Origin of the sequence: Desulfofalx alkaliphila DSM 12257 (genome assembly GCF_000711975.1) — a bacterium.
In the GTDB taxonomy this organism is placed as follows: Bacteria; Bacillota; Desulfotomaculia; order Desulfotomaculales; family Desulfohalotomaculaceae; genus Desulfofalx; species Desulfofalx alkaliphila.
In genome coordinates, this window is record NZ_JONT01000001.1 from 319492 (window position 1) to 343537 (window position 24046).

The following is a 24046-nucleotide window of genomic DNA, read 5'->3' on the forward strand; positions in this document are numbered from 1 at the left end:
CTGCTCAAATTAACAGATAATTCTTAATTATTCGACCAAGTAATGGGCCCATACCATTTAGCAATTGGATTTCAATATGGTTGTTATGTTAATCTTTAAATAACATCAAGCTGTACAAAAATGATTATGTAGCTGCTGCAACAAAGCTTGTTAACAAAATAACAAGTTGATTAACAAATCGATTTAGGCAGAAGAGTTTAAGTATATATTAACATTTAAAGCACACACTAAACTATGTGCTTGTAATCGTTAATCAAGGGGTGATGCAAAGGCTTAAGACAAGTGATTGCATAGGTGCTATTGGGTAGAGTTAAGATATGTATTTAGGATTGCAACAGGACTGTACTACATTAACATAAGGAGGTTATTAGTATTGGCAATCACATTAAAAGAAAGACCAATCTTTGTAATAGGAGCTGAAAGATCAGGTACTACTTTGGTTATGGTTTTGCTGGGTCAGCACAGCCGCATTGCTGTTCCAGAAGTGGGCTGGTTGTTCCCACGCATTTATCCCTGGGTGCATACCTATGGGGATTTAAATAAGGATGAGAACTTGAGAACACTGGCTGATGAAATGTTATTTGGTCTCAATGTTAACATGTGGGGCATGGATCTCAATCCTAGAACTGCGGTTGATGAACTGTTGGCTGACATTAAAGAAAGAAGCTTTGCCGGTGTCTATTGTGCCATGCACGAAATGTATGCCCGCAAAAATGGAAACAAACCTCGCTGGGGACAAAAGACCCCTCACAACGTATTCTTTGTACGTCAAATTAGAGAGTGCTTCCCCAATGCCCAGTTTATCCACATAGTGAGGGACGGTCGGGATGCCAGCAGTGACTATCTAGAGTCCTCATTTGGCCCCACCAACATCTTTGCAGCTGCCGAAAGCTGGAAACTGTGCTGGAATGCTTCAAAAGAGTGGAGAGAAAAACTGGGTTCGGAAGATTGGTTAGACATTAAATATGAAGATCTGTGCCGTAAACCTGTTGAAGTAATGCAAAAGGTATGCGATTTTCTCGGTGAAGAACTTGAAGAGACCATGTTTGACTTCTGGAAAGGTGAAATCGGTCAAAGACGCGCCTGCACCCGTGACCACAAGCCTCTAGGTCATGCCATCAGTGATAAATACATTGGCATTTATAAAGAATTGCTTAGCATACGCGACCAGAGAATCTTTGCTGCTGTAGCCGGCAAGGAACTGGAAGAGGCCGGATACAAAAACGACGTAGAACCTATCGAAATAACTCCTGAAATGGAAGCCCATTGGAGAGAATATGACGGCAGAGTGAGAGCTGCTTTATTGGATTCCCCAGAAGGACACATAGTATTTGAAAGCTACCGCGACTGGCTGGTGGATCAGCGTGAAAAGAGAAAGCAGCAAGGTATTTGGAGCGACGCGGATATTCCTGAAGATTGCTTCCCAATTGGACATCCCCACGAAGAGCTCATTGTGGGCTTCCGTGCATGGAAGAAGTGGAAAGACCACTTTAGCATAAAAAGAAAATACACCACCACAGGCATTGTACTATAAAATAAGCTGCCATTAAGTAGATAATATGTATTTAGGTTTACTGCGGGGACCATAGTGGTGCCCCGCACACCCCCCATTTTCTCCTGGCGTTAACATAAATTTATAAAGCAGCACCAAGAAAGGCAGGCGTAAATGGGAGAGATTGATACTGGTTAATGTGAAGGGGGAATAGATAGTGCCTGACAAAGTAACGCCTTCTGCGCCTGTGGAGGACACTGGATATATTAATGCCACTCCGGACAGGTGGTTGAAGATTGGGATAGGCCCGCTGCTTTTGTTTATTGCCCTTGCGCTTCCTTTTCTTGGTGACATGGAAGCCAGGCTTGGCTTTGGTATTTTATTTTGGATGATATACTGGTGGGTTAGCGGCGTTGTAGATATGAAACTAACCTGCTTTGTGCCGATTATTGTAGTTGCTTTTTATCCCTTTGTAGACCGGGAAACAGTCTTGAAGCTATACATGCACCGGGACCTTTTCCTAATTGCCGGTACAGCTTTGATAACTGCTTCCTGGGTACGGTGGGACCTGGCGAGAAGAATATCTCTTAAATTTCTCTCTGTGTTTAGCAATGACTCCAGAATACAGACTATTGGTTGGTTTTGGCTGTGTGGTATCGTTAGCTTTGTTATGGGTAACACACCGGTGGCTGCGATCTTTGCCCCCGTTGCGGTGGCCGCTCTTTTCTTTGCCGGATATAAAACTTTTAAACAAAGATACGACAGTAAGGCTGCTTCCAACGTTTTGATTGCAGTTGCCTGGGGTGCCTCCATTGGCGGTATGACTACCCCCCTGGGCGGCGGACAGGCCGTAGTAACTTGGGGTTTTCTTAATGACTATATAGGTACTGAAGTATATTTCCTGGATTGGACCCTTAGGCTGCTTCCTGTTTCACTTCTCTGCATGTTAGCTGTATCAATATTTATATATTACTTTATGAAACCGGACCCCGATGAGTTGCGGTTCAGCGGAACTAAGGACTTCTACCGGGCTGAGTTAGAGAAAATGGGTCCCATGGACAGGGATGAAAAAATACTGGGCTTTGGTTTTCTGGCCATTATCATCCTTGCCCTTGCACGTCCCCTATATGCAGATTATTTAACAGGGCCCTTGTTTGCGTGGACGGCTCCGGCCCACCTGTTCTTTATCTTTGCACTGCTCTTGTTTATAATTCCTTCTTCAAGGGAAAAAGGAGAGACACTGCTTACTGTACCTACTGTTACAAAGTACTTCCCGGTCCCGATATTGTTTATTTGGCCCGCTGCCATTGCTTTAGGTAGGGTTTTAGGTGAAACCGGTGCTGATGTAGTATTTGCTTCCTGGATAGAACCCTTAACTCAGGTTGCACCGTCTGCAGCAATTTTCGGTATCAGTCTTGCTTCATCCTTTATGTCTCAGTTTATTACCGACACTGCTGCTGCCGGTATCCTTATCCCGATGTTTTTGGAAGCCTTCAATGACTGGTTTGGCCTTGAGTTAGGTGCCGTGGCCATGGTCTGGATTGCCGGAGCTGCTTTAAACTGCAGTTTTGCCGTGGTGTCATCCACCGGTGCCCAGGCTGTTTGTGCAGGATTCGGTGCAAATATTAGACGTATGTTTATATACGGAATACAGATTGCTATTCTGACATCCCTTGTTGTGGCCATATACTTTGTTGTTACAGTGGGAATATTAGAACTTCCCTTCTACTTGTTGCCTCCAAGATAACATAAAGTTAAAAATGCCCGAGGTCTTAAAGCCTTGGGCATTTTTAAAGACTGTTAATAATGAAATTAACTTACTTGAGGTGTAATATATGAGTCAAAAAGATAAAGCAATAAAAACACCTCCGGCACGCAATTGGTTTTTTTCTGCTGCGGCTGTTGTTCTGGTGTTAGCATTTTTGCTTACCGCCTGGATGCCCGGCGGCATATTGTCTAATGAGAAAATAAGTTGGGTACAAAATTACGCACCCATTGCTGATAGCTTATATCTATCAACAGTTGTGGCGGCTATTCCCATACTGGTGATATTTGTTATGCTGGGTGTGTTTAGGGTGCCGGCCTATATTTCTACAGTGGTTGGCCTGGTATCAACCTTGGCCACGGCCATACTGATTTGGCAAATGCCTGTGGGCTTGGCCTTTAACAGTGCCTTAATGGGTATGCTAATGGCGGTCTTCCCCATTGTCTGGACACTGGCCAGCGCAGTTTGGATCTTTAACATGATGGTAGCCAGTGGAAAATTTGAGGTGGTCAAAGCTTCGCTGGGTTATGTGAGTAAAGACCGCCGGATACAGACCTTACTGATAGGCTTTGGTTTTACCACCCTGTTAGAAAGCTTGGCGGCTTTTGGGGCACCAATTGCCATAATTACCGCGATGCTGTTGGGTTTTGGCTTTCCCCCGCTGACCGCTGCCACGGTGGCCTTGCTGGCTGATACCACCCCCAGCGTCTGGGGTACCCAGGGTATGCCGGTGGAGGTACTGAGTTCAGTTACAGACCTAAACATTGTTGAGCTGTCAGCAATGGCTGGCATGCAGGCCCCGGTACTTGCTGCTTTCTTTCCCCTGGCTTTAGTTGTCATTGTGGCCGGTTGGAAAGGGGCCAAGGGAATCTGGCCTGCTGCTGTGGCTGTGGGGGTAACTTATGCCGTGGTTGGTATTTGTACCTCTAAAACAGGCCCTCATATTGTGGGTATCTCAGCAGCCATGGCTTCTATAATAACCTTGCTGGCAATTCTGCGTTTTTGGAAACCCAAAAATATTTGGCTCTTTCCCGGAGAAGATGAAGCAAACGGAGAAGTCAGTGCCGGTGATAGATTACCCTTTAATACGATAGTGCGGGCCTGGTCTCCTTATATATTACTGCTTATAGTTATTGGCTTGGTTAACGCTACTCCTTTAAAGGCAATGTTGGCCAGTATAAGTACAATAACTATTCAGTGGCCCGGGCTACACGAGGTGGTTATGAAATTGCCCCCGGTGGCCGCGGAGGTTGAACCTTACGCAGCCGTCTACAGCCAACCCTTATTAGTGGTGGGCGGTACGCTGGTATTTTTTACAGGAATAATATCATCATTTATCCTAGGTTTAAAACCAAAGGAGTCTATTGGTATTTTCCTAAATACACTTAAGAACTTGTTTTTCCCGGGTTTAACCATAGTAAGCGTTCTCGGTATCGCTTATGTGATGAACTATTCATCTATGACCTATACCATTGGGCTGACATTTGCAGCAACCGGTTTTCTATTTCCTGTGGCGGTTACCTTTATGGGCATGTTGGGTTGTACACTGGCAGGAAGTGTTGCCGCGTCCAATGCTCTATTTGGTAACTTATCAGTGGTCAGTGCCACACAATTGGGCATTAGCCCGGTATTTGCCGCAGGAACACTGACATCCGGCGGAGCCATGGGTAAAGCCATAGCATTCCAAGACTTGGTAATAGCCAGTGGTGCCTTAAACAGACCGGGTATTGAGGGAGAGCTCTTGCGCCGAGTATTGGGCATCAGTTTGCTCTTTACCCTCTTGCTGGGCTTGATAGCCATGGCGCAGATGTTTCTGTTTTAATTAATAATTGATTCTACTGTAAAGGACATGGTTAAGCAATTAACCATGTCCTAATTTGGGTTCCTGGAGTGTGATGAAAATGTCTCTTGGTTTTAAAGAAAAAATTCTGATCACTGTGGGCATTATGCTTTCAGTGCTAATACTTGGCATGATGTTTTTTAACAACACTCGCATGCAGCAGGTGATATTAGACAGTGAGAATGAGCATTATGAGTTTGTATCGGAAACCTTTTATCAGAAAATGGATGAGTACTTATCGGTTTCCCGCTCGGTGATTATACCAATAGCCAACAATCCTGAGGTGGTGGATGCCTTTGCCAGGGGTGACAGGGAAAGGGTAATAGAACTGCTGGAAGATACCTATGCTGAGATGAGCGAAAAGGGGTTTTATAACATTCAGTTTAATATCCCGCCGTCCCACGCATTTGCCAGAATGAACCGACCCTGGGAGTTCGGTGATGATATTAGCTCGATACGCCCCACTGTGGTGGTTGCCAACAGCGAGCAAAGGGAAGTGATGGGCCTTGAGGATGGAAGGGCCGGGTATGGCTTTAGAGTTTTAGTGCCGATTTTTTCTGACGGTAATTACATAGGCAACGTGGAGACCGGGCTGGCATTTAATGAAAACTTTCTGGCAGATATGCAAAAGGTTGCTCCGGGGGATTACTTTATTTACAGCGTAAATGATTTGGGAGAGGAAACGCTCTTGACCAGTACCCTTGAGGATGATGAGGACAAATACACCGTTAGTGCCAGTTTGGTAGAGCAAAGCATGGCAACAGGTGAGACAAATTATATGTTGACTGATGACAGCATGAATGCAATTCTGATTATGCCCTTCCATGACTTCACCGGAGAAGTAAAGGGATATGTTAAGGCCGTGCTTTCCAGGGCGGAAACAGAAAATGCAATTACTGTCAACAAGCGGGAAGGTTTATATATTGCCTTGGCAGGAATTGTTGTTGCTGTTGCACTGTTGTACTTTGTTATTAGATACAGCATTCGGCCTTTATTGAATTTAAGTCGGGTAGCCGAAGCGGTGGCTAAGGGGGATCTGACCCAGAAGGTCAGTGTAGGCGGCGGCGCAAGGGATGAAATTGCCGTTATAGCCGCTTCCTTTGAGGAAATGATTTCAAATCTTAAGGCTATGATAGCTGAGGTGCAAGAAAAGTCAAGAACTGTAACTAACTACAGTCAAGAATTGGCTTCAACCAGCCAAGAGCTCAGTGCCACCGTTGAAGAGGTGGCCGGCACCACCAATGAGGCATCTGCCGTCACCGCTAGCGGTGTAGAGAATGCAATGAGTGCAGCCCAAGAATCCCAGGGGGCCCTGCAGGCTGCCCGAGAAGGATACAGCAATGTTCAAGACACAGTGACAAAAATAAATGCCATTTCAACAAGTACGGACAGTGTTTCTCAATCAATTCAGCTGCTGGGTGAACAATCTAACCAAATAGGCAAGATTATAAAAACAATAACCGATATAGCAGATCAAACTAATCTGTTGGCTTTAAATGCAGCCATTGAGGCTGCCCGGGCCGGAGAGCAGGGTCGGGGTTTTGCTGTTGTGGCTGAAGAAGTGCGCAAACTGGCAGAACAGTCGGCCGACGCTGCCAAGGAGATTGGTGAACTGATAAGTGAAATTCAAATGAGCATTGACGGAACTGTGGTGGCCATGAATGCAGGTGCTGATGAGGTGGCTGAAGGTGTACAAATCGCAAATAATGCCGGTGCCTCGCTGCAGCACATTATAGAGGCAGTGGAAAGAAATGCAGCCATTATTCAAGATGTTGCTGCCGGTGCAAGGCAATCCAATGAGGGCATGCAACAACTAACTGCCGCCAGCGAGCAAATAGCCTCGGCAATTCAGCAGGTGTCAGGCGCCGCCCAAGATCTATCAAATATTGCCTTGGAGCTGGAGAACACAATTGTTAAGTTCAAAGTAGAGGAAGATGTGAACACGGTTTAACACCGGCTAATTTCATATGATAACCTAAGAGTTAGGATGCTTAGAAACAGATGGGGGTGGACCAATTTGTCCACCCCCCTTTCCATAGAGGCCTTTTTAATGTACAGGTCTTGGATAAATGTTTTGCTCTTCCACAGTTAAATGGCTTGTGGTTTCCTGCCAGACCTCTTTCAAACGCCGGTAATGGTCGGCATTAATGGTGTTGTCACATTGCTGCTCATAGTCTTTAATTGCTTTTTCCACCGGAACCACCCTATAGTGGTATTTGCCGTTTTGGTAATACTTATGTACCCAGGTGGGCACATAATCCACCTCTAAAATTCTGGTTTTATTTTCTTCCAAATCCTTTTCCAGTTTGACATTAAGTATAATTCCGCTATCGCTATACTGCCAATCCTGGTTAGATATAAAATTACCTAAGGAGTAAATAACAAAGACCTCTTCTTCGCCATGGCGATTGACGGTTCTTTTTTCCATGGGCTGTATTACGTGGGGGTGATTGCCGAATATTAGGTCGGCACCCAGGTCAAAAATGTTGTCAATCAGTTCCCTTTGCCGGTTGTTGGGGTGACGTTGGTACTCCTCGCCAAAATGCAAACAAACCAGTATCACATCGACTTCTAATTCCTTTAAGGTGGCAAGGTCGGCTGCGATTAAATCCAAATCTATCATATCAATGGCGTATTCCTTGCCCTGGGGTATTGGAATACCGTTGGTAGACTCGGTGTAATTTAATATCCCTAAACTAATTCCCTGCACCTCCACCACCAAAGGCTGTCTTTCTTCCGGAGTGCGGTAGTTACCCACCGCATGCAGCCCCGCTTCTTCTAAATGATTAAGGGTGGTAACTAAACCTGCAAATCCCCTATCTAAGCTGTGATTGTTTGCGGTGGTTACCACATCAATGCCTACCTTTTTCATATCGTAAGCCAATTGTTCGGGGCAATTAAACAAGGGATAGCCGGAGTAACCGCCGTTATCCCTACCTGCAAGGCGCGTTTCTAGGTTAGCAATGGTTAAATCCGGTTCCTCCAAAAATTTACGGACGTCCCTTAACTGAGATGCAAAGTCATAATTGTCAATTTCATCATTCCATGCGGCGTTAATTACCGGCATGTGCATTAAAAAGTCTCCCACTGCCGCAATTTCAATTACCACCGGTTCCGGTTTAGGGGGTGGGGGAGGAGCATGGGGTGTTTGTGGCGCTTGCTCCTGGCTGCTGCAACCGGCTAAAAGAAGGTTGTGCAAAAGTAAAAGGCCAAGTATTAATACAATTCGAGCTCTCATTGATGTTTATTCCTTTCTTAACTGACTTGTGAAAAGGGCCTTACCCATTTATATATATTTCGATACTTTCCGCGGGTATCCTTCACCCTTGGATGTGTAAAAATCATGCGCACTGTTCGCTGATGAAACACAGCTGTGTACTAAAAAACCACACTTGCGCAAAAACACCAAGGCCGTCAGAAAGCAATTTCCAACCATGGGCTGTCATTGCTCACTAAAAACTCCTTCACTGCGGTTGAAAGTTTTTTATTTATTGAATATTTTAAATTGGCACAAGAGTTGCAATATAAATAAGGCATAGGGAAAGCGCTGCGCTTAAAAAAATAAATTTATTACTAAAAAGGAGGAGTTTATTCATGGGTGTTAGTGCGTATTTCATTCCCACTGTAAACTTGATGGGTCCAGGAGCTGTTAATGAAGTTGGTGAGCGTGTTAAAAGTCTTGGTGGCAGCAAAGCTTTAATTGTTACCGACGCCGGCCTGGCAAAGGCGGGTATGGCGGAAAGGGTAAAGGGAATCATTGAAGCTGCAGGGCTGCAGGCAGTGGTATTTGACGGTGCTGAACCCAACCCCACAGATCACAACGTGGATTCCGGCTTTAAAGTTTGGCAGGAGGAAAAATGCGATGCCATAGTATCCCTAGGTGGCGGATCCTCCCATGACTGTGCCAAGGGCGTGGGGCTTTTAGCTGCCAATGGCGGAAAAATACATGATTATGAGGGAGTGGATAAATCTACTAACCCGATGGTTCCCCTGGTGGCAGTGAATACCACTGCAGGTACCGCATCTGAAATGACCCGTTTCTGCATTATCACCGATACCAGCCGCAAGGTTAAGATGGCCATCGTGGACTGGAGAGTGACCCCTGCCATATCTATAAATGACCCGGAACTAATGGTGGGCAAACCGCCGGCTTTAACTGCGGCCACCGGCATGGATGCTTTAACCCACGCCATTGAAGCCTATGTATCAACTGCAGCCACTCCGCTGACTGACTCTGCAGCCTTAATGGCCATTAAATTGATTTCTAAATATCTGCCCATTGCCGTGGCAAACGGTACCAACATGGAAGCCCGGGAAAAGATGGCTTATGCTCAGTTCCTCGGCGGCATGGCCTTTAACAATGCCAGCTTAGGTTATGTGCACGCCATGGCGCACCAGCTGGGCGGATTTTATAACCTGCCCCACGGGGTATGTAACGCCATTTTGCTGCCCCACGTTGAACAGTTCAACTTGATTGCCTGTGCCGATAGATTCCGTGACATAGCCATTGCCATGGGCGAAAATGTAGAGGGTCTGTCTGTAAACGAAGCGGCTCAGGTTGCCATTGATTCCATTAAGAGACTGTCGGCATCCATTGGCATTCCATCGGGCCTGGCTGAATTAGGCGTAAAAGAAGAAGACTTAAAGATTATGGCTGAAAACGCCAAGAAAGATGCCTGTCAGTTAACCAACCCGCGTTTGGCTACTTTGGAAGAAGTAATTCAAATCTTTAAAAATGCCATGTAATACATTTAGGCCTTTCATGCTCCATATTATATAACCTCCAGCAAAAAGAGATGGGGAAAATATCCTCATCTCTTTTTGTAATGATGGTTTTTCCAAAAGGGTCTGGGGGGTAGGATGGAGAATCCTTTCATTGAACTGAACTAGACTGGCTTGGAGTTGGTTGAATATGCATAGTAAAAAATTGTTAGAAATTAGTAAGTTTGTTGCCCCGGAAATTATATTTGGCTATGGTGCGATATCCCAGGCCGGCGAGAGTGCCCTGCGGTTGGGGGCCAAAAAGATATTTGTGGTCAGTGATGAAGGGGTGATCCGGGCCGGATGGGTCGAGCGGGTGCTAGAGCATCTCAAACAGGTGGGTTTGGGTTATGAGGTCTGGTCTAATATTACCAGCAATCCCAAAGACTATGAGATAACAGAAGGAACGCAGCATTATTTGAATTCAGAATGTGACGCCATAATGGCCGTGGGTGGGGGAAGTGCCATAGATGCTGCCAAGGCCATTGCTGTAATTGCCAGTAACGGAGGCGTGCTAAAGGATTTTGAAGGTATAAATAAAATTACTAAGCCCCTCCCCCCCATGGTGGCGGTTGCCACCACTGCCGGCTCCGGTTCGGAAGTTTCCCAATTTGCAATTATTGTAGACAGTTATAGAAAAATAAAGATGACCATTATTTCAAAATCCCTCATACCGGACATTGCCATTATTGACCCTTATTTGCAGCATACCATGGATGCCAGATTAATTGCATCCACCGGTGTAGATTCCCTTTCCCATGCCATAGAGTCTTATGTTTCTTTGGCTGCCACGCCCCTAACCGACGTTCATGCCCTATATGCCATTCAACTGGTTTCTAATAACCTGCGGGAGTCAGTTGCCTGCAACGCAAATATGGAAGCTAAAAATGCCATGGCCATGGCCAGTTTGCAAGCAGGGTTAGCCTTTTCTAACGCGATTTTAGGAGCCACCCATGCCATGGCGCATCAGGTGGACGGATTGTTAGATGCCCACCATGGTGAAACAAACAGCATTTTAATGCCCCATGTGATGGAATATAATTTGATTGCCTGTGCACAGAGATACAGTAAGGTGGCTGAGGCGATGGGTGTTAACATAGACGGCATGTCAAAGTGGAAAGCCGCAGAGAAGTCCATTTCATGGGTTAAGAAACTGTTTAAAGATATCGGTGTACCCCAAAAATTATCAGAAATTGGCCTTAGTGAAGATGATGATGTATTGGTGGGGCTGGCCAAAAATGCAATGAATGATGCCTGTTTGGTAACCAATCCCCGGGACGCCGATATAGATGATTTGGCTAAACTTTTTAGGCAGGCATTGTAAGGGGTGAAGTTGGTGGAACAAAAAAGAAAACTTATTGAAGATTTAACCGGCGTCAACTCTTCAAAATTAAATTATTATTTGGAGTTAAAAAAGCGCAATGAAGAAGTAATTAAGCAAAACAATAGGTTAGAGATTGTTCACCAAATTGTAAAGGACATCAACATAGATATGTCCATTGAAGATATCATCCACCGGGCCTATGGCAAATTACCTTTGGTGCTGCCCTGTGATTTTTTAGGGCTGGCACTGATTGAAGGCAGCAACTTAAAAATGAAGGTAATGGTTCCCCTGAAGGAATGTATGAACAAAAAGTTGGCCAACGAGTCCTTGTTGTGGGAATGTATTCGGGAAAAGGAATACCGCCTCTATGATTTTACCGAGAACAAAAATATGTGTGCCAAGATATGTGGCGGGGACGATTTTAAGGAACAATGCATTGGGAGTTTAGTTACCGTGCCCTTGTTTGTGCGCGGCAAAGCCATTGGTATGTTGGCATTGGCTGCCCAGAAAAAGAATGTATATAATGAAAGTGAGTTGGGTTTTTGCCGGCATTTAGCTGACCAATTGGCAGTATGTATAGAAAATGCCAGACTATACGAGGAGGTAATGCGAAGTAAGCGGGAGTGGGAAGAAACCTTTGCTTCGGTTATTGACCCCCTTTACTTGATAGATTTAGATTTTAATGTTATCAGAAGCAACAATAGGGATAACCCCCTTGCCACCAATGCACAAACTGCACCGGGGGGACAAAAATGTTATAATTTAATTTGGGGTTATACTGAAAAGTGCAAATCATGTTTAATGGATCAGGTACTGGCAACCGGTAAACCGGCCAATCATCTGGTTCAAGTTAACGGCCTTGTACTTGATATGTATTATTACCCGGTATTTAACAGCAACAATGAGATATATGCAATTATTCACCACATTCAAGACAAAACAGAAAAGGTAAAGATGGAAGCACAGTTGATTCAATTGGCTAAGTTGGCCGCAATTGGGGAAATGGCTGCCGGGGTGGCCCATGAATTAAACAGTCCCATGACTGTGATTATTGGCACCGCCCAAATGTTACTCAGGGAGTTGGGCAACGATGAGCACCCCCGGACAGAATTTCTGCAGGATGTGGTTAACTGTGGCCTGCGCTGTAAACGTATTATCCAAAACCTCCTTACCTTTTCCCGCCAGGATCAACATCCGGTGGGTGCCACAGATCTTAATGAGCAGGTGAATAAAGTTTTAAGCCTTACCCAGTATCAAATTAACCGTAACAAGGTGACCATTAAGACCCACCTGGCAGATAACTTGCCGCCGGTTGAAGCCAACGCCCACCAACTGCAACAGGTATTAACAAACTTTTTTTTAAATGCCCGCGATGCCTTAGCCAATAAAGAAGGGGAAAAAATCATCACTGTTAGCACCGGTTTAAGTAAAAATGACCGGGGGGAAGAACAAATTTGGTTGGCTGTGGAGGACAATGGGGAAGGTATTGAAAGTGATCGACTTGAAAAGATATTTAATCCCTTTTACACCAGTAAGGAGGCCACCAAGGGAACAGGCTTGGGATTATCGGTGAGTTTGGGTATTGCCCAAGCCCATGGTGGTACCATTGAGGTGGAAAGTGTTCCCGGTGAGGGTAGTGTTTTTAGATTAGTGCTGCCTTTGGTGCAAGCCGCTTGCAAGGAGGGAGACGGTGAGTAATAAGCCTGGCATATTGGTAATAGACGATGAAATTGAAGTGGGGATATTCTTTAAACGCCTTTTGGAAAGCAAAGGTTATTTTGTAGGTGTGGCTGCCAATGGTGATGAGGCTAAAAGCCTGTGGGAAAGGTATAATTTTCAGGTGGCAATGGTGGATTTAAAATTACCCGATATAGATGGTTTGACATTGCTGCAAAGAATTAAAGAAGTACAGCCCGCCTGTGAAGTAATTATAATGACCGGCTATGCCACCACCCGTACGGCGGTAAAGGCAATTCAGCTGGGTGCCTTTGATTATGTGGAAAAGCCCTTTGAAGAAATAGCAGAGATAGAAGACCTTGTGCAAAAGGCAATGGATTACGGCAGTGCCGATAAAACGGCGGGCTCCAGGCCTCGCTGGGCCCATGTGGCTGACAGGGTGGGTCTTTACTACGGTCAATCTGAGGAGATGCACAGATTATTAACAATTGCCGAAAGAATAGCCCCCAAGGACATAAATGTGCTTATTCAGGGGGAAACGGGCACCGGGAAAGAGGTACTGGCCAGGTTTGTGCATGCAGCCAGTGCTAGGGCTGATCAGGAGTTTGTGGCCGTTAACTGTGGGGCGGTGCCGGAAAGCCTGTTAGAAAGCCACCTCTTTGGTCATGAAAAGGGAGCTTTTACCGGGGCCACCACGACCCATAGGGGAATATTTGAAATTGCCAATAACGGAACCCTTTTTTTAGATGAAATAGGGGAGGCCTCTCCGTCTATTCAAGTTAAATTGCTCAGAGTATTGGAAACAGGGGAGTTTCGCCGGGTGGGTGGGGAAAAGCCCATTAGAACTAACGTTAGACTGATATCTGCCACTAACGTGGATCTTGAACAGGCGGTAAAAGAAAAGAAATTTAGAGAGGACTTATTTTACCGCTTAGATGTCATTAGATTAATTTTGCCTCCCTTGAGACAGCGCAGTGCTGACATACCCGGATTAGTACATCACTTCTTTGAACGCTTAGGCTTAAAAGAAGAAAAACCTTATATTTCCCCTGAGGTGATGGAACGCCTTTGTAATTATACCTGGCCGGGAAATCTGCGGGAACTGTTAAACACAGTTAACCAGGTCGAGGCCTTGCGTGATGGGGAAATGATTACATTAAGCCATTTGCCTGAAAAAATTTTACAGGCCGGTAAAGGGGTAACAAACCCTGGGCAGGATAGTCGGCAGGACAGCCATTCAACAATATATAAGGCTAATGCCATTAACTACGAAACCATGGCCCAGGCCTGCCAATTGCTGGAAAACCATAATATACTGTCAAACCAGGAGCTGTTAAATATCTACCGCAAGCTATTGAAATTAAAGAAAGACATGGGTAAATCCCTGGCCGAACGTGGGGTGGCCACAGATGCCCCCACGTCACTGCGGGATATGGAAGCAAAAGCCATAGAAGAAGCACTGGCTTACTATGGCGGCAACGTCACCGCTGCCTCCAAGGCCTTGGGCGTGGGCCGCAACACCCTGTACCGCAAGGCAAAGGAGTACAACATCCAGATGAAAAATTAGTAATGACGCAACTGTGCTCTCCGGGTGGACCTATATTAAAGTCCACCGGATAGCCTAACGAACTGCCTTAAGATGCCATTATTTTCTGTTATCCTTACTGTAAAAACCCAGATGTACCCGGTAAATGCTAGGTAAGCCGGGCGGCACCAATGCCACTCTGTCTCCGGGCTTTATGGGGTGATTTAAGTTGTGAGAAATACCGTTTATAAATACTGCTTCAATTTTTTCGTGGGGAATGTTCAGCCGGTCAGCCAATGCCAGGGCGGTAGTTCCTTCATCGGGTATTTCCATGTTTGTAGGTATACTTAAACCCCGCTCATTAAATAAACTTTGCAATGATGCAAAAGCCCTTAGTTCTATAAAAGCCATTTATAAACCCCCTTCTGATGTAATAACGGTAACCTATAATAATAAATTCTATACTGCAAGATATATACCTGCCCCATAAACTAAAAATTCAGTAAATATCATTTAATATTGCTGGGACTGTTCAATTAATGTACAATTGTTAACATATACATGGCTGGTTGTATTAAAATAGAGCAGATTCATTTATGAGTGAGCCCTTTAGTGTGGCATGAAACTTGCAATGAATAATATATAACATTCTAAATATTCCGGCGAGGGGTGATCTTTGTTCCAATTTGCAAAATATTAAGGGCTACAAAAAGGGAATACTGATTTTTTAGAGAATTATAAACATTACAATTTAAAATTTTATTAAAAAAAGGAGGGGTATACATTGAAAATCGTTAGGCTAAACATGACTACAAAGCAGGCTAGTTTTGAAGAAGTGCCGGAAAAATACCTTGCCCTGGGTGGACGTGCACTGACATCCCAAATTGTTGCGGACGAGGTGCCGGCTGAATGTCATCCCCTAGGACCTAACAACAAGCTGGTTATTGCTCCGGGACTCTTATCCGGTACCAGCGCCCCATCATCGGGACGCTTGTCCGTTGGCGGTAAAAGTCCGTTAACCGGCGGTATTAAAGAGGCAAACGCCGGTGGTGTGTGTTCTCAAAAGCTGGCTAACATCGGCATTAAAGCCATAGTTGTTGAAGGTAAGGCTGATGCAGGAACATATATTATGCATTTAACCGCCGACAAAGCTGAGTTAATTGCTGCAGATGAGTTAGCCGGTAAAGGTACTTACGAATTAACTAAGATTCTTAAGGAACGCTTTAACCCCAAGGTGGGCGTAATTTGTATCGGTCCTGCCGGTGAAATGCAAATGCTAAGCGCCGGTGTAACCAACAACGACCTGGAAGGCAACTCCAGCCGTTATGCAGGCCGCGGTGGTTTGGGCGCTGTAATGGGTTCTAAAGGTCTTAAGGCAATCGTAATTGAAGCAGACAAAACCTTTGATGCACCCGTTCAAGATAAAGAGCGTTTTAGAGCCGCAGCTAAGAAGTTTGCTGACATCCTCTTAAAGCACCCTGTGTGCGGCGAAGGGCTACCCACCTTTGGCACTAACGTTTTAATGAACGTTATTAATGAAGCCGGTACCCTGCCCACCAGAAACTTCCGTTTTGGCCGCTTCGACAAGGCTGCTGATGTAAGCGGTGAGAAGTTGGCTGAAGTGGCCGTTGCCAGGGGCGGTAAACAAACCCACTCTTGTCACCCGGGTTGTGTAATGCGCTGTTCAAACGTCTATCCGCTACCGGACGGTATCGAGTGCTCGCCTGTGGAGTATGAAACTGCATGGGCATTTGGCCCCAACTTAGAAATCAATGACCTGGATGTAGTTGCTAGGCTAAACTATATTTGTAACGATGTGGGCTTAGATACCATTGAAGTTGGCTGTACACTTGGCGTTTTGATGGAAGCAGGTGTAATACCTTTTGGAGACGGTCAGGCTGCCATTAAATTATTAGAAGAAGTTTACCAGGGTACCCCGTTGGGACGCGTGCTGGGTGCCGGTACTGCAGTGGCCGGTAAGGTATATGGTGTTACCCGGGTGCCTACAGTTAAAGACCAAGGTATTCCGGCCTATGATCCCCGTTCCTGCAGGGGTAACGGTGTTACCTATGCCACCACTCCCCAAGGTGCAGACCACACTGCCGGTTATGCTGTAACTGCTAACATTCTTAAAGTGGGTGGATTTGTGGAACCCACCAAAGATGATGGGCAAGTTGAATTATCCCGCAACCTGCAGGTTGCTACCGCCGCTGTTGATTCAACGGGACTATGCCTGTTCGTAGCCTTTGCATTGTTGGATAACCCCGAAGGCCTGCCCACCGTTGTAGAAATGCTCAACGCCCAGTATGGTACCGAGCTAACAGTGAACGACGTAACTGCACTGGGACAGCAGGTGCTCACCGTTGAGCGTGAATTTAACATCAAGGCCGGTTTTGGTAAAGCCCATGACCGTCTGCCTGAATTTTTCTATGAAGAAGAACTGGCTCCTCATAACACCAAATTTGACCTAAGAGAAGAACTGGATGAAGTTTTTAAGTTTTAATGACGGTTAACTTAAAGAATTGCGGGCTATTCGTATATGGTGTACAATTATCACATGCTGTTAAATGGGGTGAGAAGGTTGCATGTGGAGGTAAGGTTATATAGCGGCTTAGAAAAATTTGTGCAGCACGCCCAGTACGGTAAACCCATTCAATTAGAATTATCTGCCGGTACCACCGCAGAAAAATTAATTGAGCAGTTGGGTATACCTAAGGAGCATGTTTTCTCTATCTTGGTAAATGGCAACCACCGCAAAGGTGAGGATTTACTTGAAGATGGTGACCGAATAGCTCTGTTCCCACCGGTGGGTGGGGGTTAGGATAATAATTTGTAGGCAGGTGATACCTGCCTGCAATTATAGGGCGTTATGCCCAATTGAACATAAGGGGAGGTATAAGCACCTATTATGAAGAATACAAACTTATTTGGGGGACAGTCTTGGCTGTTCCGGTATCACGGAACGGTGAATACTGTCCCCCACAATATTAAATAGGCACACCCATTAATTAATCATGCTCCACAAGAAATTTTCTATACTGGAAAAGAAGGTGAAAATATGCAGGACGGTTACAAGCGAGATATTAACTACTTACGAATTTCAGTAACGGACCGCTGCAACTTGCGCTGTTTATACTGCATGCCCCCTGAGGGGGTAGAAATGGTAGATCACCAGGAAATATTAAGCCTGGAGGAAATCTACCGGGTGGTGGAAGCAGGTACTCTGGTGGGCATACGCAAGATACGCCTAACGGGAGGGGAGCCGCTTGTCCGTCTGGGATTGGTGGGGTTAATTGACAGGATTAGCAAACTGCCTCAAATAGATGACATAGCCATTACAACCAATGGTTTGCTGCTCAAGGAGATGGGGAAAGACCTTAAAAAAGCGGGGTTAAGGCGTGTTAACATTAGTCTGGACACCATGCGCCCCATGCTTTATCGCAAAATTACCCGTATCGGCCGTTTAGAAAAGGCAATGGAGGGTATTGAGACAGCCTTAACTTTGGGGTTAAACCCTGTGAAGATAAATACTGTGGTCATTCGGGGGGTGAACTCCGATGAGGTGGTGGATTTTGCCCGCTGGACCAAGGAAGCTCCGGTGCATGTGCGTTTTATTGAGCTGATGCCCATTGGCACATCCAGCCCTTGGGCAGCGGAAAATTTTGTACCGGCAGAAGAAATACAGCGGGTTATCACAGACAAGCTGGGGCTTCTGCAAGAGGAAAAGAATTTGGCAGGCAGCGGTCCGGCCAAATACTATAGATTGGCCGGGGCCCCTGGCACCATAGGGTTTATTACTGCCATGAGCGACCACTTTTGTGCCAAGTGTAACCGTTTGCGCCTGACTGCCAATGGATACTTGCGCCCCTGTTTGTTTAGTAATGGGGAAGTGGAAATAAAAACTGCCCTGCGCAGCGGTATTGGTACTGAGGAGTTGGCTAAAATAATAGCCAGTACGGTTATGTTAAAACCCGATCGCCACCACATGGATTATGGGTGGAATGACGCCAGGGTAATGTCTCAAATTGGAGGTTAATAAATGGCAGAGTTGACGCATTTTGATTTGCGGGGCAATGCGCGCATGGTGGAAGTTGGTTTAAAAAAGGATACCATGCGCGAAGCGGTGGCCCGGGGGGAAGTGGTAATGAAGCCTGAAACACTGGCCAAGGTAGAAAGGGGCAGCATGACTAAAGGTGATGTGCTGGGGGTGGCCCGGGTGGCCGCAATAATGGGTGCTAAAGAAACACCCCGGCTAATACCCATGGCTCACCCCATTTTGATTACCGGTGTTGATGTCAACTTTCGCATTGTGCAACCGAACCGGGTAGAGATAGAAGCCAGTGTACGTACCACCGGTAAAACCGGGGTAGAAATGGAAGCACTTTGTGCCGTTAATGTGGCCGCCCTAACCATATATGATATGTGCAAAGCGGTGGACAAGGAAATGGTGATACAGAATATTAGGCTAATTAAAAAATCCGGTGGTAAAAGCGGTGAATTTGTACGGGAAGGTGAACAAACATGGGAGTAATAGTTGCTGTAAACATTAGTGCCGAAAAGGGTGTTCAAAAAAAGAATGTTGGTAGCGGCACCTTGGTGCCTGAGTTTGGGTTAGAGGGAGATGCCCACGGGGGTAAATGGCACCGCCAGGTAAGTATGCTGGCCATGGAAAGTATAGAAAAAATGCGCCAGAAGGGCTTAGATGTTAACCCGGGCGATTTTGCTGAAAACATAACCACTGAAGGCATTGAGCTGATGACTCTTCCCATTGGTACTAAGTTAAAGGTAGGACCGGAAGCCTTGGGTGAAGTGACTCAAATCGGCAAGGAGTGCCACCATGGCTGTGCCATTCGTCAGAAGGCCGGTGATTGCGTAATGCCCCGGGAAGGTATCTTCATTAAGGTAATTCGCGGGGGTGCAATAAAAGTGGGAGACAAGGTAAAAGTCATTACGGAAGGGGATAAATAGCAGTGGTAAATGTACCGGTGATTTCACTGGTAGGCTGGTCAAATACCGGTAAAACTACCTTTTTAGAAAAACTAATAGCTGAACTAAAGAGCCGCGGCTACCGGGTGGGAACAATAAAACACTGGCACGGAGATGTGGAAATAGATCAACCGGGCAAGGATACTTACCGCCACGCCAAGGCAGGGGCCGATGGAGTGGTAATTGCCGGTAGCAATAAAGTGGGTTTGATAAGACAAACCACAGAGGTATGGTCGCTACAGAAATTGGTACAATTACTGGGTGATATGGATATTATAATTACCGAAGGTTTTAAAAAAGAGGATACACCGAAAATCGAAATGTACCGCCACGGAGTAACCACCGGCCCTGTGGTTCCATCTGAGAAGGTGGTGGCGGTGGTTAGCGACATCAAAATGGATAGGGACGTGCCGGTATTTGACTGGAACGACAGCCAAGGGGTGGCCGATTTTATAGAGCACAGGTTTATGAGGTGATACCATGTCAGCCTTAAATGAACAACAATTGGCCCGCTACCGGCGGAACATTTTGCTTGCCAGTGTCGGTGAAGAAGGACAGCAAAAACTTTTAAAGTCAAAGGTGCTGGTTGTAGGGGCCGGGGGTTTGGGGTCACCTGTATCCTATTACCTGGCTGCCGCCGGAATAGGTACCCTTGGTATTTTAGATGATGATGTAGTTGACCTTTCTAACCTGCAGCGGCAAATACTGCATACCAGTGCCGATGTGGGCAGACCTAAGGTGTTGTCTGCGGCTGATAAACTAAGGGCCTTAAATCCCGATATAAATGTAATTACCTACCAGCAAAAACTAAATGAGGAAAGTGCAGAAGAAATTATTGCTGACTATCAGCTGGTGGTGGATGCCACCGATAACTTTGGCACCAGGCAAATTATGAACAGAGTTTGTGTAAAGCTGGGCAAACCCTTTATTTATGGCGGTGTGCTGGCCATGCAAGGACAGGCCATGACCGTCATACCCGGTGAAGGGCCTTGTTTTACTTGTATATTTAGGAATGAACCACCTGCTAATGCACCTACCACCTCTACCGTTGGGGTATTGGGCGCTGTTGCCGGCTTAATAGGCACAATAGAAGCCACCGAGGCAATAAAACTGTTGCTAAAGATCGGTACCCCTTTGGTGGGCCGGATGTTTACGGTGGATTTAATTGGCATGAACAGTGATCAAGTGGAAGTACGCAGGGACCTCAACTGCCCAGTTTGCGGTTCAAAGTGATATAAGTTTAACCTTGTATTAAACCCCCTAAGGACCAGGTCCCTAGGGGGTTTGTTAATTGTTTCACTTAACCCGCCGCTAGTTATTGATTATTATTGTATACACTAGTTAGTTTAATAAAGGATTAATTCCCATTATTGGCCATATTACCACCGTAAACAAGACCAGTACCGCTAAATATATTAATGTAAATGGAATACCGGTCATAAAGAACTTCATAGTGGTAAACTGTCTAGATTGGTATGCGATGGCGTTAGGTGCCGCACCAATCAACAGCAAGAAGGGTAAACCGGCCGCTGACAGTGAAACCCAAAGGATCATATGTGGGTTAAGTCCCAGGTATCCGGCTATTACCAATGCTACCGGCAATGTAATGGCAATGGCGGCCACGTTCATAATAAAGTTAGTCAAAACTATTACTAAAAACCCAATGGCCAGTATGAAAACAATCCACGGCGCGCCATCAAACATAGCTAACCATTTTATAGCCATCCATTCGGCCGCGCCTGTTTCCCACAGGGCAATACCCATGCTCATGGCACCGGCGAACAACAAGACAATGTTCCAAGGAACCTCCTTTTCTAAATCCTCAACGGTAAAGAGTCCGGTTAGGAACATCAAGATAGTTGCAATTAAAATAGGTACGGCACGGTTTAATTCAGCCAGCGCCGGAATAAAGTTTTGTAAGGCCAAAACTGTAATTACTGAAAGAGCCAGGAACATAACAAAATACTCTTTTGCAGTTAGGGGACCCAGCTTGGAATAAGTTTCAGCTGCTTTTTCTTTTAAACCTTCAATTTCGTTTTTTTCTGGCTTAAAGATTACAAAAGCCATCAGTAACCAAATGATGAACACCATAGCCCAACCAAAGGGCGCCATAGCATAAGAATACTCTAGGAATGTAACTTCGTTGCCTGTAAACTCGCCGAAAAAACTCACAGCCACCGGACCGCGGGCAGCACCCAGCATGGTGGCCAAACTACCGGCACCGGCGGTATAGGCCATACCGATGAACAGTGCCTGACCAAACTTACTGGGCTCGGTTACATCATCCTGGTACATTTTCAGGATAATCACCAATACGGGGAACATGGTGGCGGCTACAGCGGTGTGGGCCATAAAGTGTGTTAGACCTGCAGTAATAACAAAGGTGCCCAATAATATTTTTTTGGGATTCTGTCCCACCACCGTAAGCATCTTAAAGGCGATGCGGTTAGTAAGGCCCGACTTGGTAAAAGCAAGACCCAACATTAATGAACCTAGAATAAATAACACAGATGAATCTGCAAAAGCGGCAAAGGCTTCTTGGGCAGGCCGAATGAAAAATGCAGCCTGGGTTACCCCGATCATGATACTGGTTACACCGATAGGTATAACCTCGAATACCCACCAGATACCGGCCAAGAGGAACAAACCTATAGCCATTTGAGCCTCTCTAGACAGCTCAAAGATATTACCCTGTGGGTCTACTGCCGGATCAAAGGGAGGGGCAAAATAGAAGAATGCAAATGCTCCCAGTCCTAGACAGATGAAGATGGTTCTTTTCCAATCTACAGACATTTGTTCTGTAGCTTTATCTTTGCCAACTGCTTGATTTATTGTACTGACCTCCTTTACTAAGCTTTTTATTTATTTATATTTGGATAAACAAATCAATCCTAAAAACCCAGAATATTACAATTTTCTACATAGTTAGTTACATTATACATTTATAATACAGCTATGACAATAGTTTTGTCATTATGAAACATACTTTGTAGCATTACTAAATGAACATAACTTTATTCCCATTTGTAGTAGAATACTTAATATTTTACATTTATATATCATTATATAGATGTTATAATTAAAGAGCTTAAATAACTTTTAATTACTCGCTTAGCCTCATTATATTGATATGATACGAGATTATTTCCTATTTAAAATTATTGTCATTGCATAGGTAATAGTGTAATATATTGTCGTAGGGTTCGCTGTAATTTGAAAGTACAAAATTTAATATTAGAAAATTTCTATTTTTTTGAAAGGAGTGGTTAAGCAAGGGGATAATATATTTTATCTAATCTGTATATCTATAAGCCCCGGCTTATTGTATGTTTTGTTTAAGAGTTTATAAACAACCGTGATAATGTTCATATCTGGGTTTTTGTTGTCCTGGCAGGCGGAACTAGCATCACAGTGATAGGTCTTGGTTATCGTACTTGCCAACTAGTTGCATTAATTTTTATGAAGGGATTTGATTAAAATGAGTTATGCTGGCAACAGCCTTATTGCTAAAATGAGGCTGTACTCTGTTCCCCTGATCCTTGGGGTTATAGTGGCTGTTATTTGGGCAAACATAAACTATGACAGCTATTATAATTTTATAAATTTTAATGTTGTTGGTACAATGGATGTCAATTTTTTAGTAAATGACATTTTTATGGTATTTTTCTTTGCAATCGCAGCCGTTGAGATAACAGTGGCCTTGTCGAAGGGTGGTAGTCTTAATCCGATACGAAAAGCGGTAAACCCATTGTTTTCGTGTTTTGGCGGTATACTTGGCCCTGTCTTAGTGTTTTTTATTTTGAATGCACTTATAGGCGCACCGGAGTATGCTAGGGGTTGGGCAATTCCAACGGCCACAGACATTGCTTTAGCCTGGTTGCTGGCACGTGTTATCTTTGGGGTAGGGCATCCGGCCATAGCCTTCCTGCTGCTGTTGGCAGTTGTGGACGACGGTATCGGTCTCGGAATCATTGCTGTTTTCTATCCCAATCCCGATATGCCCACTCAACCTATCTGGCTGCTGGGTGTGCTGGCCGGCATAGCAATTAGCTTTGCCATGAGGAAAATGAATGTCAAGTCTTTCTGGCCTTATGTGATTGTGGGCGGACTGCTCAGTTGGTTCGGATTATATAATGCCGGATTAAACCCCGCCTTGGCCCTGGTTGCCATTATTCCGTTCTTGCCCAATGACCGGCCAGTGGTAGAGGGACAAGGTCTTGCACCTATGAGAACTACCCTTGGTGACTTTGAGCATAAATTCAGCCCCTATATAGATTTTGGTCTATTTTTCTTTGGACTGGCCAATGCAGGTGTTCAGTTTGCTTCCATGAGTAATATTACTCTAATCATATTGCTTTCGCTTATTATTGGTAAAACCGTTGGTATTTATACTGCGGGGCGCATTGCCGAAATGGCTGGCTTCCCGCTGCCTGACGGCATGAGCAGAAAACATCTTGCCGCCGCCGGCCTTGTGGCTGCCCTTGGATTAACAGTGGCATTGTTTGTTGCCGGAGTGGCCTTCGTAGATCCGGAAATACAAGGTGCTGCGAAGATGGGAGCCCTGTTCAGCGTGGTTGTATTCATCATAGCACCGGTGTGGGCCAAACTCTTAGGAGTAAAGAAAGGGGAGCTTGCTGCCGAGGATAAAGCACCACAGGCAGGATAGCATATAATCA

General features: G+C 45.2%; 19 protein-coding genes. 16 read left to right on the forward strand and 3 right to left on the reverse strand.

The window, feature by feature from the left end; translation table 11 throughout:
* Positions 1–373 precede the first annotated feature (373 nt).
* The 4 genes from BR02_RS0101645 to BR02_RS0101660 all read left to right on the forward strand — a co-directional run bounded on the left by BR02_RS0101645 (position 374) and on the right by BR02_RS0101660 (position 7048).
* On the forward strand, positions 374–1534 hold the full coding sequence (locus tag BR02_RS0101645) for a sulfotransferase family protein (protein WP_031513565.1): 1161 nt from the start codon (positions 374–376) through the stop codon (positions 1532–1534).
* A 175-nt stretch (positions 1535–1709) separates the two neighbouring features.
* The gene (locus tag BR02_RS0101650; protein WP_238442373.1) at positions 1710–3239 is read left to right on the forward strand and encodes an SLC13 family permease; all 1530 of its coding nucleotides are present in this window, start codon (positions 1710–1712) and stop codon (positions 3237–3239) included.
* Positions 3240–3327: 88 nt separating this feature from the next.
* On the forward strand, positions 3328–5079 hold the full coding sequence (locus tag BR02_RS0101655; protein WP_051688062.1) for an L-lactate permease: 1752 nt from the start codon (positions 3328–3330) through the stop codon (positions 5077–5079).
* Between the two features lie 79 nt (positions 5080–5158).
* Positions 5159–7048 carry a methyl-accepting chemotaxis protein gene (locus BR02_RS0101660; protein WP_031513570.1) on the forward strand — a complete coding sequence of 630 codons (1890 nt, stop codon included), beginning with the start codon at positions 5159–5161 and terminating at the stop codon, positions 7046–7048.
* Between the two features lie 96 nt (positions 7049–7144).
* Here the strand turns inward: BR02_RS0101660 and BR02_RS0101665 are convergent, their stop codons facing one another.
* Positions 7145–8335 carry a CapA family protein gene (locus BR02_RS0101665; RefSeq protein WP_051688063.1) on the reverse strand — a complete coding sequence of 397 codons (1191 nt, stop codon included), beginning with the start codon at positions 8333–8335 and terminating at the stop codon, positions 7145–7147.
* 356 nt (positions 8336–8691) lie between these two features.
* On the opposite strand from BR02_RS0101665, the gene BR02_RS0101670 reads away from it, so the two are divergent.
* The 4 genes from BR02_RS0101670 to BR02_RS0101685 all read left to right on the forward strand — a co-directional run bounded on the left by BR02_RS0101670 (position 8692) and on the right by BR02_RS0101685 (position 14426).
* Positions 8692–9843 carry an iron-containing alcohol dehydrogenase gene (locus tag BR02_RS0101670; RefSeq protein WP_031513575.1) on the forward strand — a complete coding sequence of 384 codons (1152 nt, stop codon included), beginning with the start codon at positions 8692–8694 and terminating at the stop codon, positions 9841–9843.
* A 166-nt stretch (positions 9844–10009) separates the two neighbouring features.
* On the forward strand, positions 10010–11182 hold the full coding sequence (locus tag BR02_RS0101675) for an iron-containing alcohol dehydrogenase (RefSeq protein ID WP_031513577.1): 1173 nt from the start codon (positions 10010–10012) through the stop codon (positions 11180–11182).
* A 12-nt stretch (positions 11183–11194) separates the two neighbouring features.
* Entirely contained in the window at positions 11195–12880 is a 1686-nt protein-coding gene (locus tag BR02_RS0101680) for a GAF domain-containing sensor histidine kinase (RefSeq protein WP_084170887.1), read from the forward strand.
* Positions 12873–14426, forward strand: coding sequence for a sigma-54-dependent transcriptional regulator (locus BR02_RS0101685; RefSeq protein WP_031513581.1), 1554 nt, complete (start codon positions 12873–12875; stop codon positions 14424–14426). Before BR02_RS0101680 ends, BR02_RS0101685 begins: the two co-directional genes overlap by 8 nt.
* 78 nt (positions 14427–14504) lie before the next feature.
* Here the strand turns inward: BR02_RS0101685 and BR02_RS0101690 are convergent, their stop codons facing one another.
* On the reverse strand, positions 14505–14795 hold the full coding sequence (locus BR02_RS0101690; protein WP_031513583.1) for a MoaD/ThiS family protein: 291 nt from the start codon (positions 14793–14795) through the stop codon (positions 14505–14507).
* 373 nt (positions 14796–15168) lie between these two features.
* Here BR02_RS0101690 and BR02_RS0101695 point away from each other — a divergent pair, with 373 nt between their 5' ends.
* From BR02_RS0101695 to BR02_RS15720, 7 genes are all read left to right on the forward strand, one after another.
* Positions 15169–16887, forward strand: a complete 1719-nt coding sequence (locus BR02_RS0101695) for an aldehyde ferredoxin oxidoreductase family protein (RefSeq protein ID WP_034638623.1) — start codon at positions 15169–15171, stop codon at positions 16885–16887.
* 36 nt (positions 16888–16923) lie between these two features.
* Entirely contained in the window at positions 16924–17205 is a 282-nt protein-coding gene (locus tag BR02_RS0101700) for a MoaD/ThiS family protein (RefSeq protein WP_238442374.1), read from the forward strand.
* 237 nt (positions 17206–17442) lie between these two features.
* Complete coding sequence (gene moaA, locus BR02_RS0101705) at positions 17443–18420, forward strand: GTP 3',8-cyclase MoaA (RefSeq protein ID WP_031513589.1); 978 nt, start codon at positions 17443–17445, stop codon at positions 18418–18420.
* 3 nt (positions 18421–18423) lie between these two features.
* Positions 18424–18915, forward strand: coding sequence for a cyclic pyranopterin monophosphate synthase MoaC (gene moaC / locus BR02_RS0101710; RefSeq protein ID WP_031513591.1), 492 nt, complete (start codon positions 18424–18426; stop codon positions 18913–18915).
* Complete coding sequence (locus BR02_RS0101715; protein ID WP_031513593.1) at positions 18906–19352, forward strand: MOSC domain-containing protein; 447 nt, start codon at positions 18906–18908, stop codon at positions 19350–19352. The genes moaC and BR02_RS0101715 overlap by 10 nt, the downstream gene beginning before the upstream one ends.
* A gap of 2 nt (positions 19353–19354) precedes the next feature.
* The gene (mobB, locus tag BR02_RS15715; RefSeq protein WP_031513595.1) at positions 19355–19846 is read left to right on the forward strand and encodes a molybdopterin-guanine dinucleotide biosynthesis protein B; all 492 of its coding nucleotides are present in this window, start codon (positions 19355–19357) and stop codon (positions 19844–19846) included.
* A 4-nt stretch (positions 19847–19850) separates the two neighbouring features.
* On the forward strand, positions 19851–20603 hold the full coding sequence (locus BR02_RS15720; protein ID WP_031513596.1) for a HesA/MoeB/ThiF family protein: 753 nt from the start codon (positions 19851–19853) through the stop codon (positions 20601–20603).
* Positions 20604–20711: 108 nt separating this feature from the next.
* On the opposite strand, the gene BR02_RS0101730 is transcribed toward BR02_RS15720, so the two are convergent.
* Complete coding sequence (locus tag BR02_RS0101730; RefSeq protein WP_031513598.1) at positions 20712–22163, reverse strand: SLC13 family permease; 1452 nt, start codon at positions 22161–22163, stop codon at positions 20712–20714.
* Positions 22164–22848: 685 nt separating this feature from the next.
* On the opposite strand from BR02_RS0101730, the gene BR02_RS0101735 reads away from it, so the two are divergent.
* Positions 22849–24036 (forward strand): Na+/H+ antiporter NhaA, encoded by a 1188-nt coding sequence (locus BR02_RS0101735; RefSeq protein WP_031513600.1) that lies wholly within the window; start codon positions 22849–22851, stop codon positions 24034–24036.
* Positions 24037–24046: the final 10 nt, after the last annotated feature.

Bases quoted from the DNA above. Each gene is read 5' to 3' on its own strand.
- BR02_RS0101665 (WP_051688063.1), bottom strand. From the start codon at position 8,335: ATGAGAGCTCGAATTGTATTAATACTTGGCCTTTTACTTTTGCACAAC.
- BR02_RS0101675 (WP_031513577.1), top strand. From the start codon at position 10,010: ATGCATAGTAAAAAATTGTTAGAAATTAGTAAGTTTGTTGCCCCGGAA.
- BR02_RS0101670 (WP_031513575.1), top strand. From the start codon at position 8,692: ATGGGTGTTAGTGCGTATTTCATTCCCACTGTAAACTTGATGGGTCCA.
- BR02_RS0101700 (WP_238442374.1), top strand. From the start codon at position 16,924: ATGGTGTACAATTATCACATGCTGTTAAATGGGGTGAGAAGGTTGCAT.
- moaA (WP_031513589.1), top strand. From the start codon at position 17,443: ATGCAGGACGGTTACAAGCGAGATATTAACTACTTACGAATTTCAGTA.
- BR02_RS0101660 (WP_031513570.1), top strand. From the start codon at position 5,159: ATGTCTCTTGGTTTTAAAGAAAAAATTCTGATCACTGTGGGCATTATG.
- BR02_RS0101715 (WP_031513593.1), top strand. From the start codon at position 18,906: ATGGGAGTAATAGTTGCTGTAAACATTAGTGCCGAAAAGGGTGTTCAA.
- BR02_RS0101655 (WP_051688062.1), top strand. From the start codon at position 3,328: ATGAGTCAAAAAGATAAAGCAATAAAAACACCTCCGGCACGCAATTGG.
- moaC (WP_031513591.1), top strand. From the start codon at position 18,424: ATGGCAGAGTTGACGCATTTTGATTTGCGGGGCAATGCGCGCATGGTG.
- BR02_RS0101690 (WP_031513583.1), bottom strand. From the start codon at position 14,795: ATGGCTTTTATAGAACTAAGGGCTTTTGCATCATTGCAAAGTTTATTT.
- BR02_RS15720 (WP_031513596.1), top strand. From the start codon at position 19,851: ATGTCAGCCTTAAATGAACAACAATTGGCCCGCTACCGGCGGAACATT.
- BR02_RS0101730 (WP_031513598.1), bottom strand. From the start codon at position 22,163: ATGTCTGTAGATTGGAAAAGAACCATCTTCATCTGTCTAGGACTGGGA.
- BR02_RS0101735 (WP_031513600.1), top strand. From the start codon at position 22,849: ATGAGTTATGCTGGCAACAGCCTTATTGCTAAAATGAGGCTGTACTCT.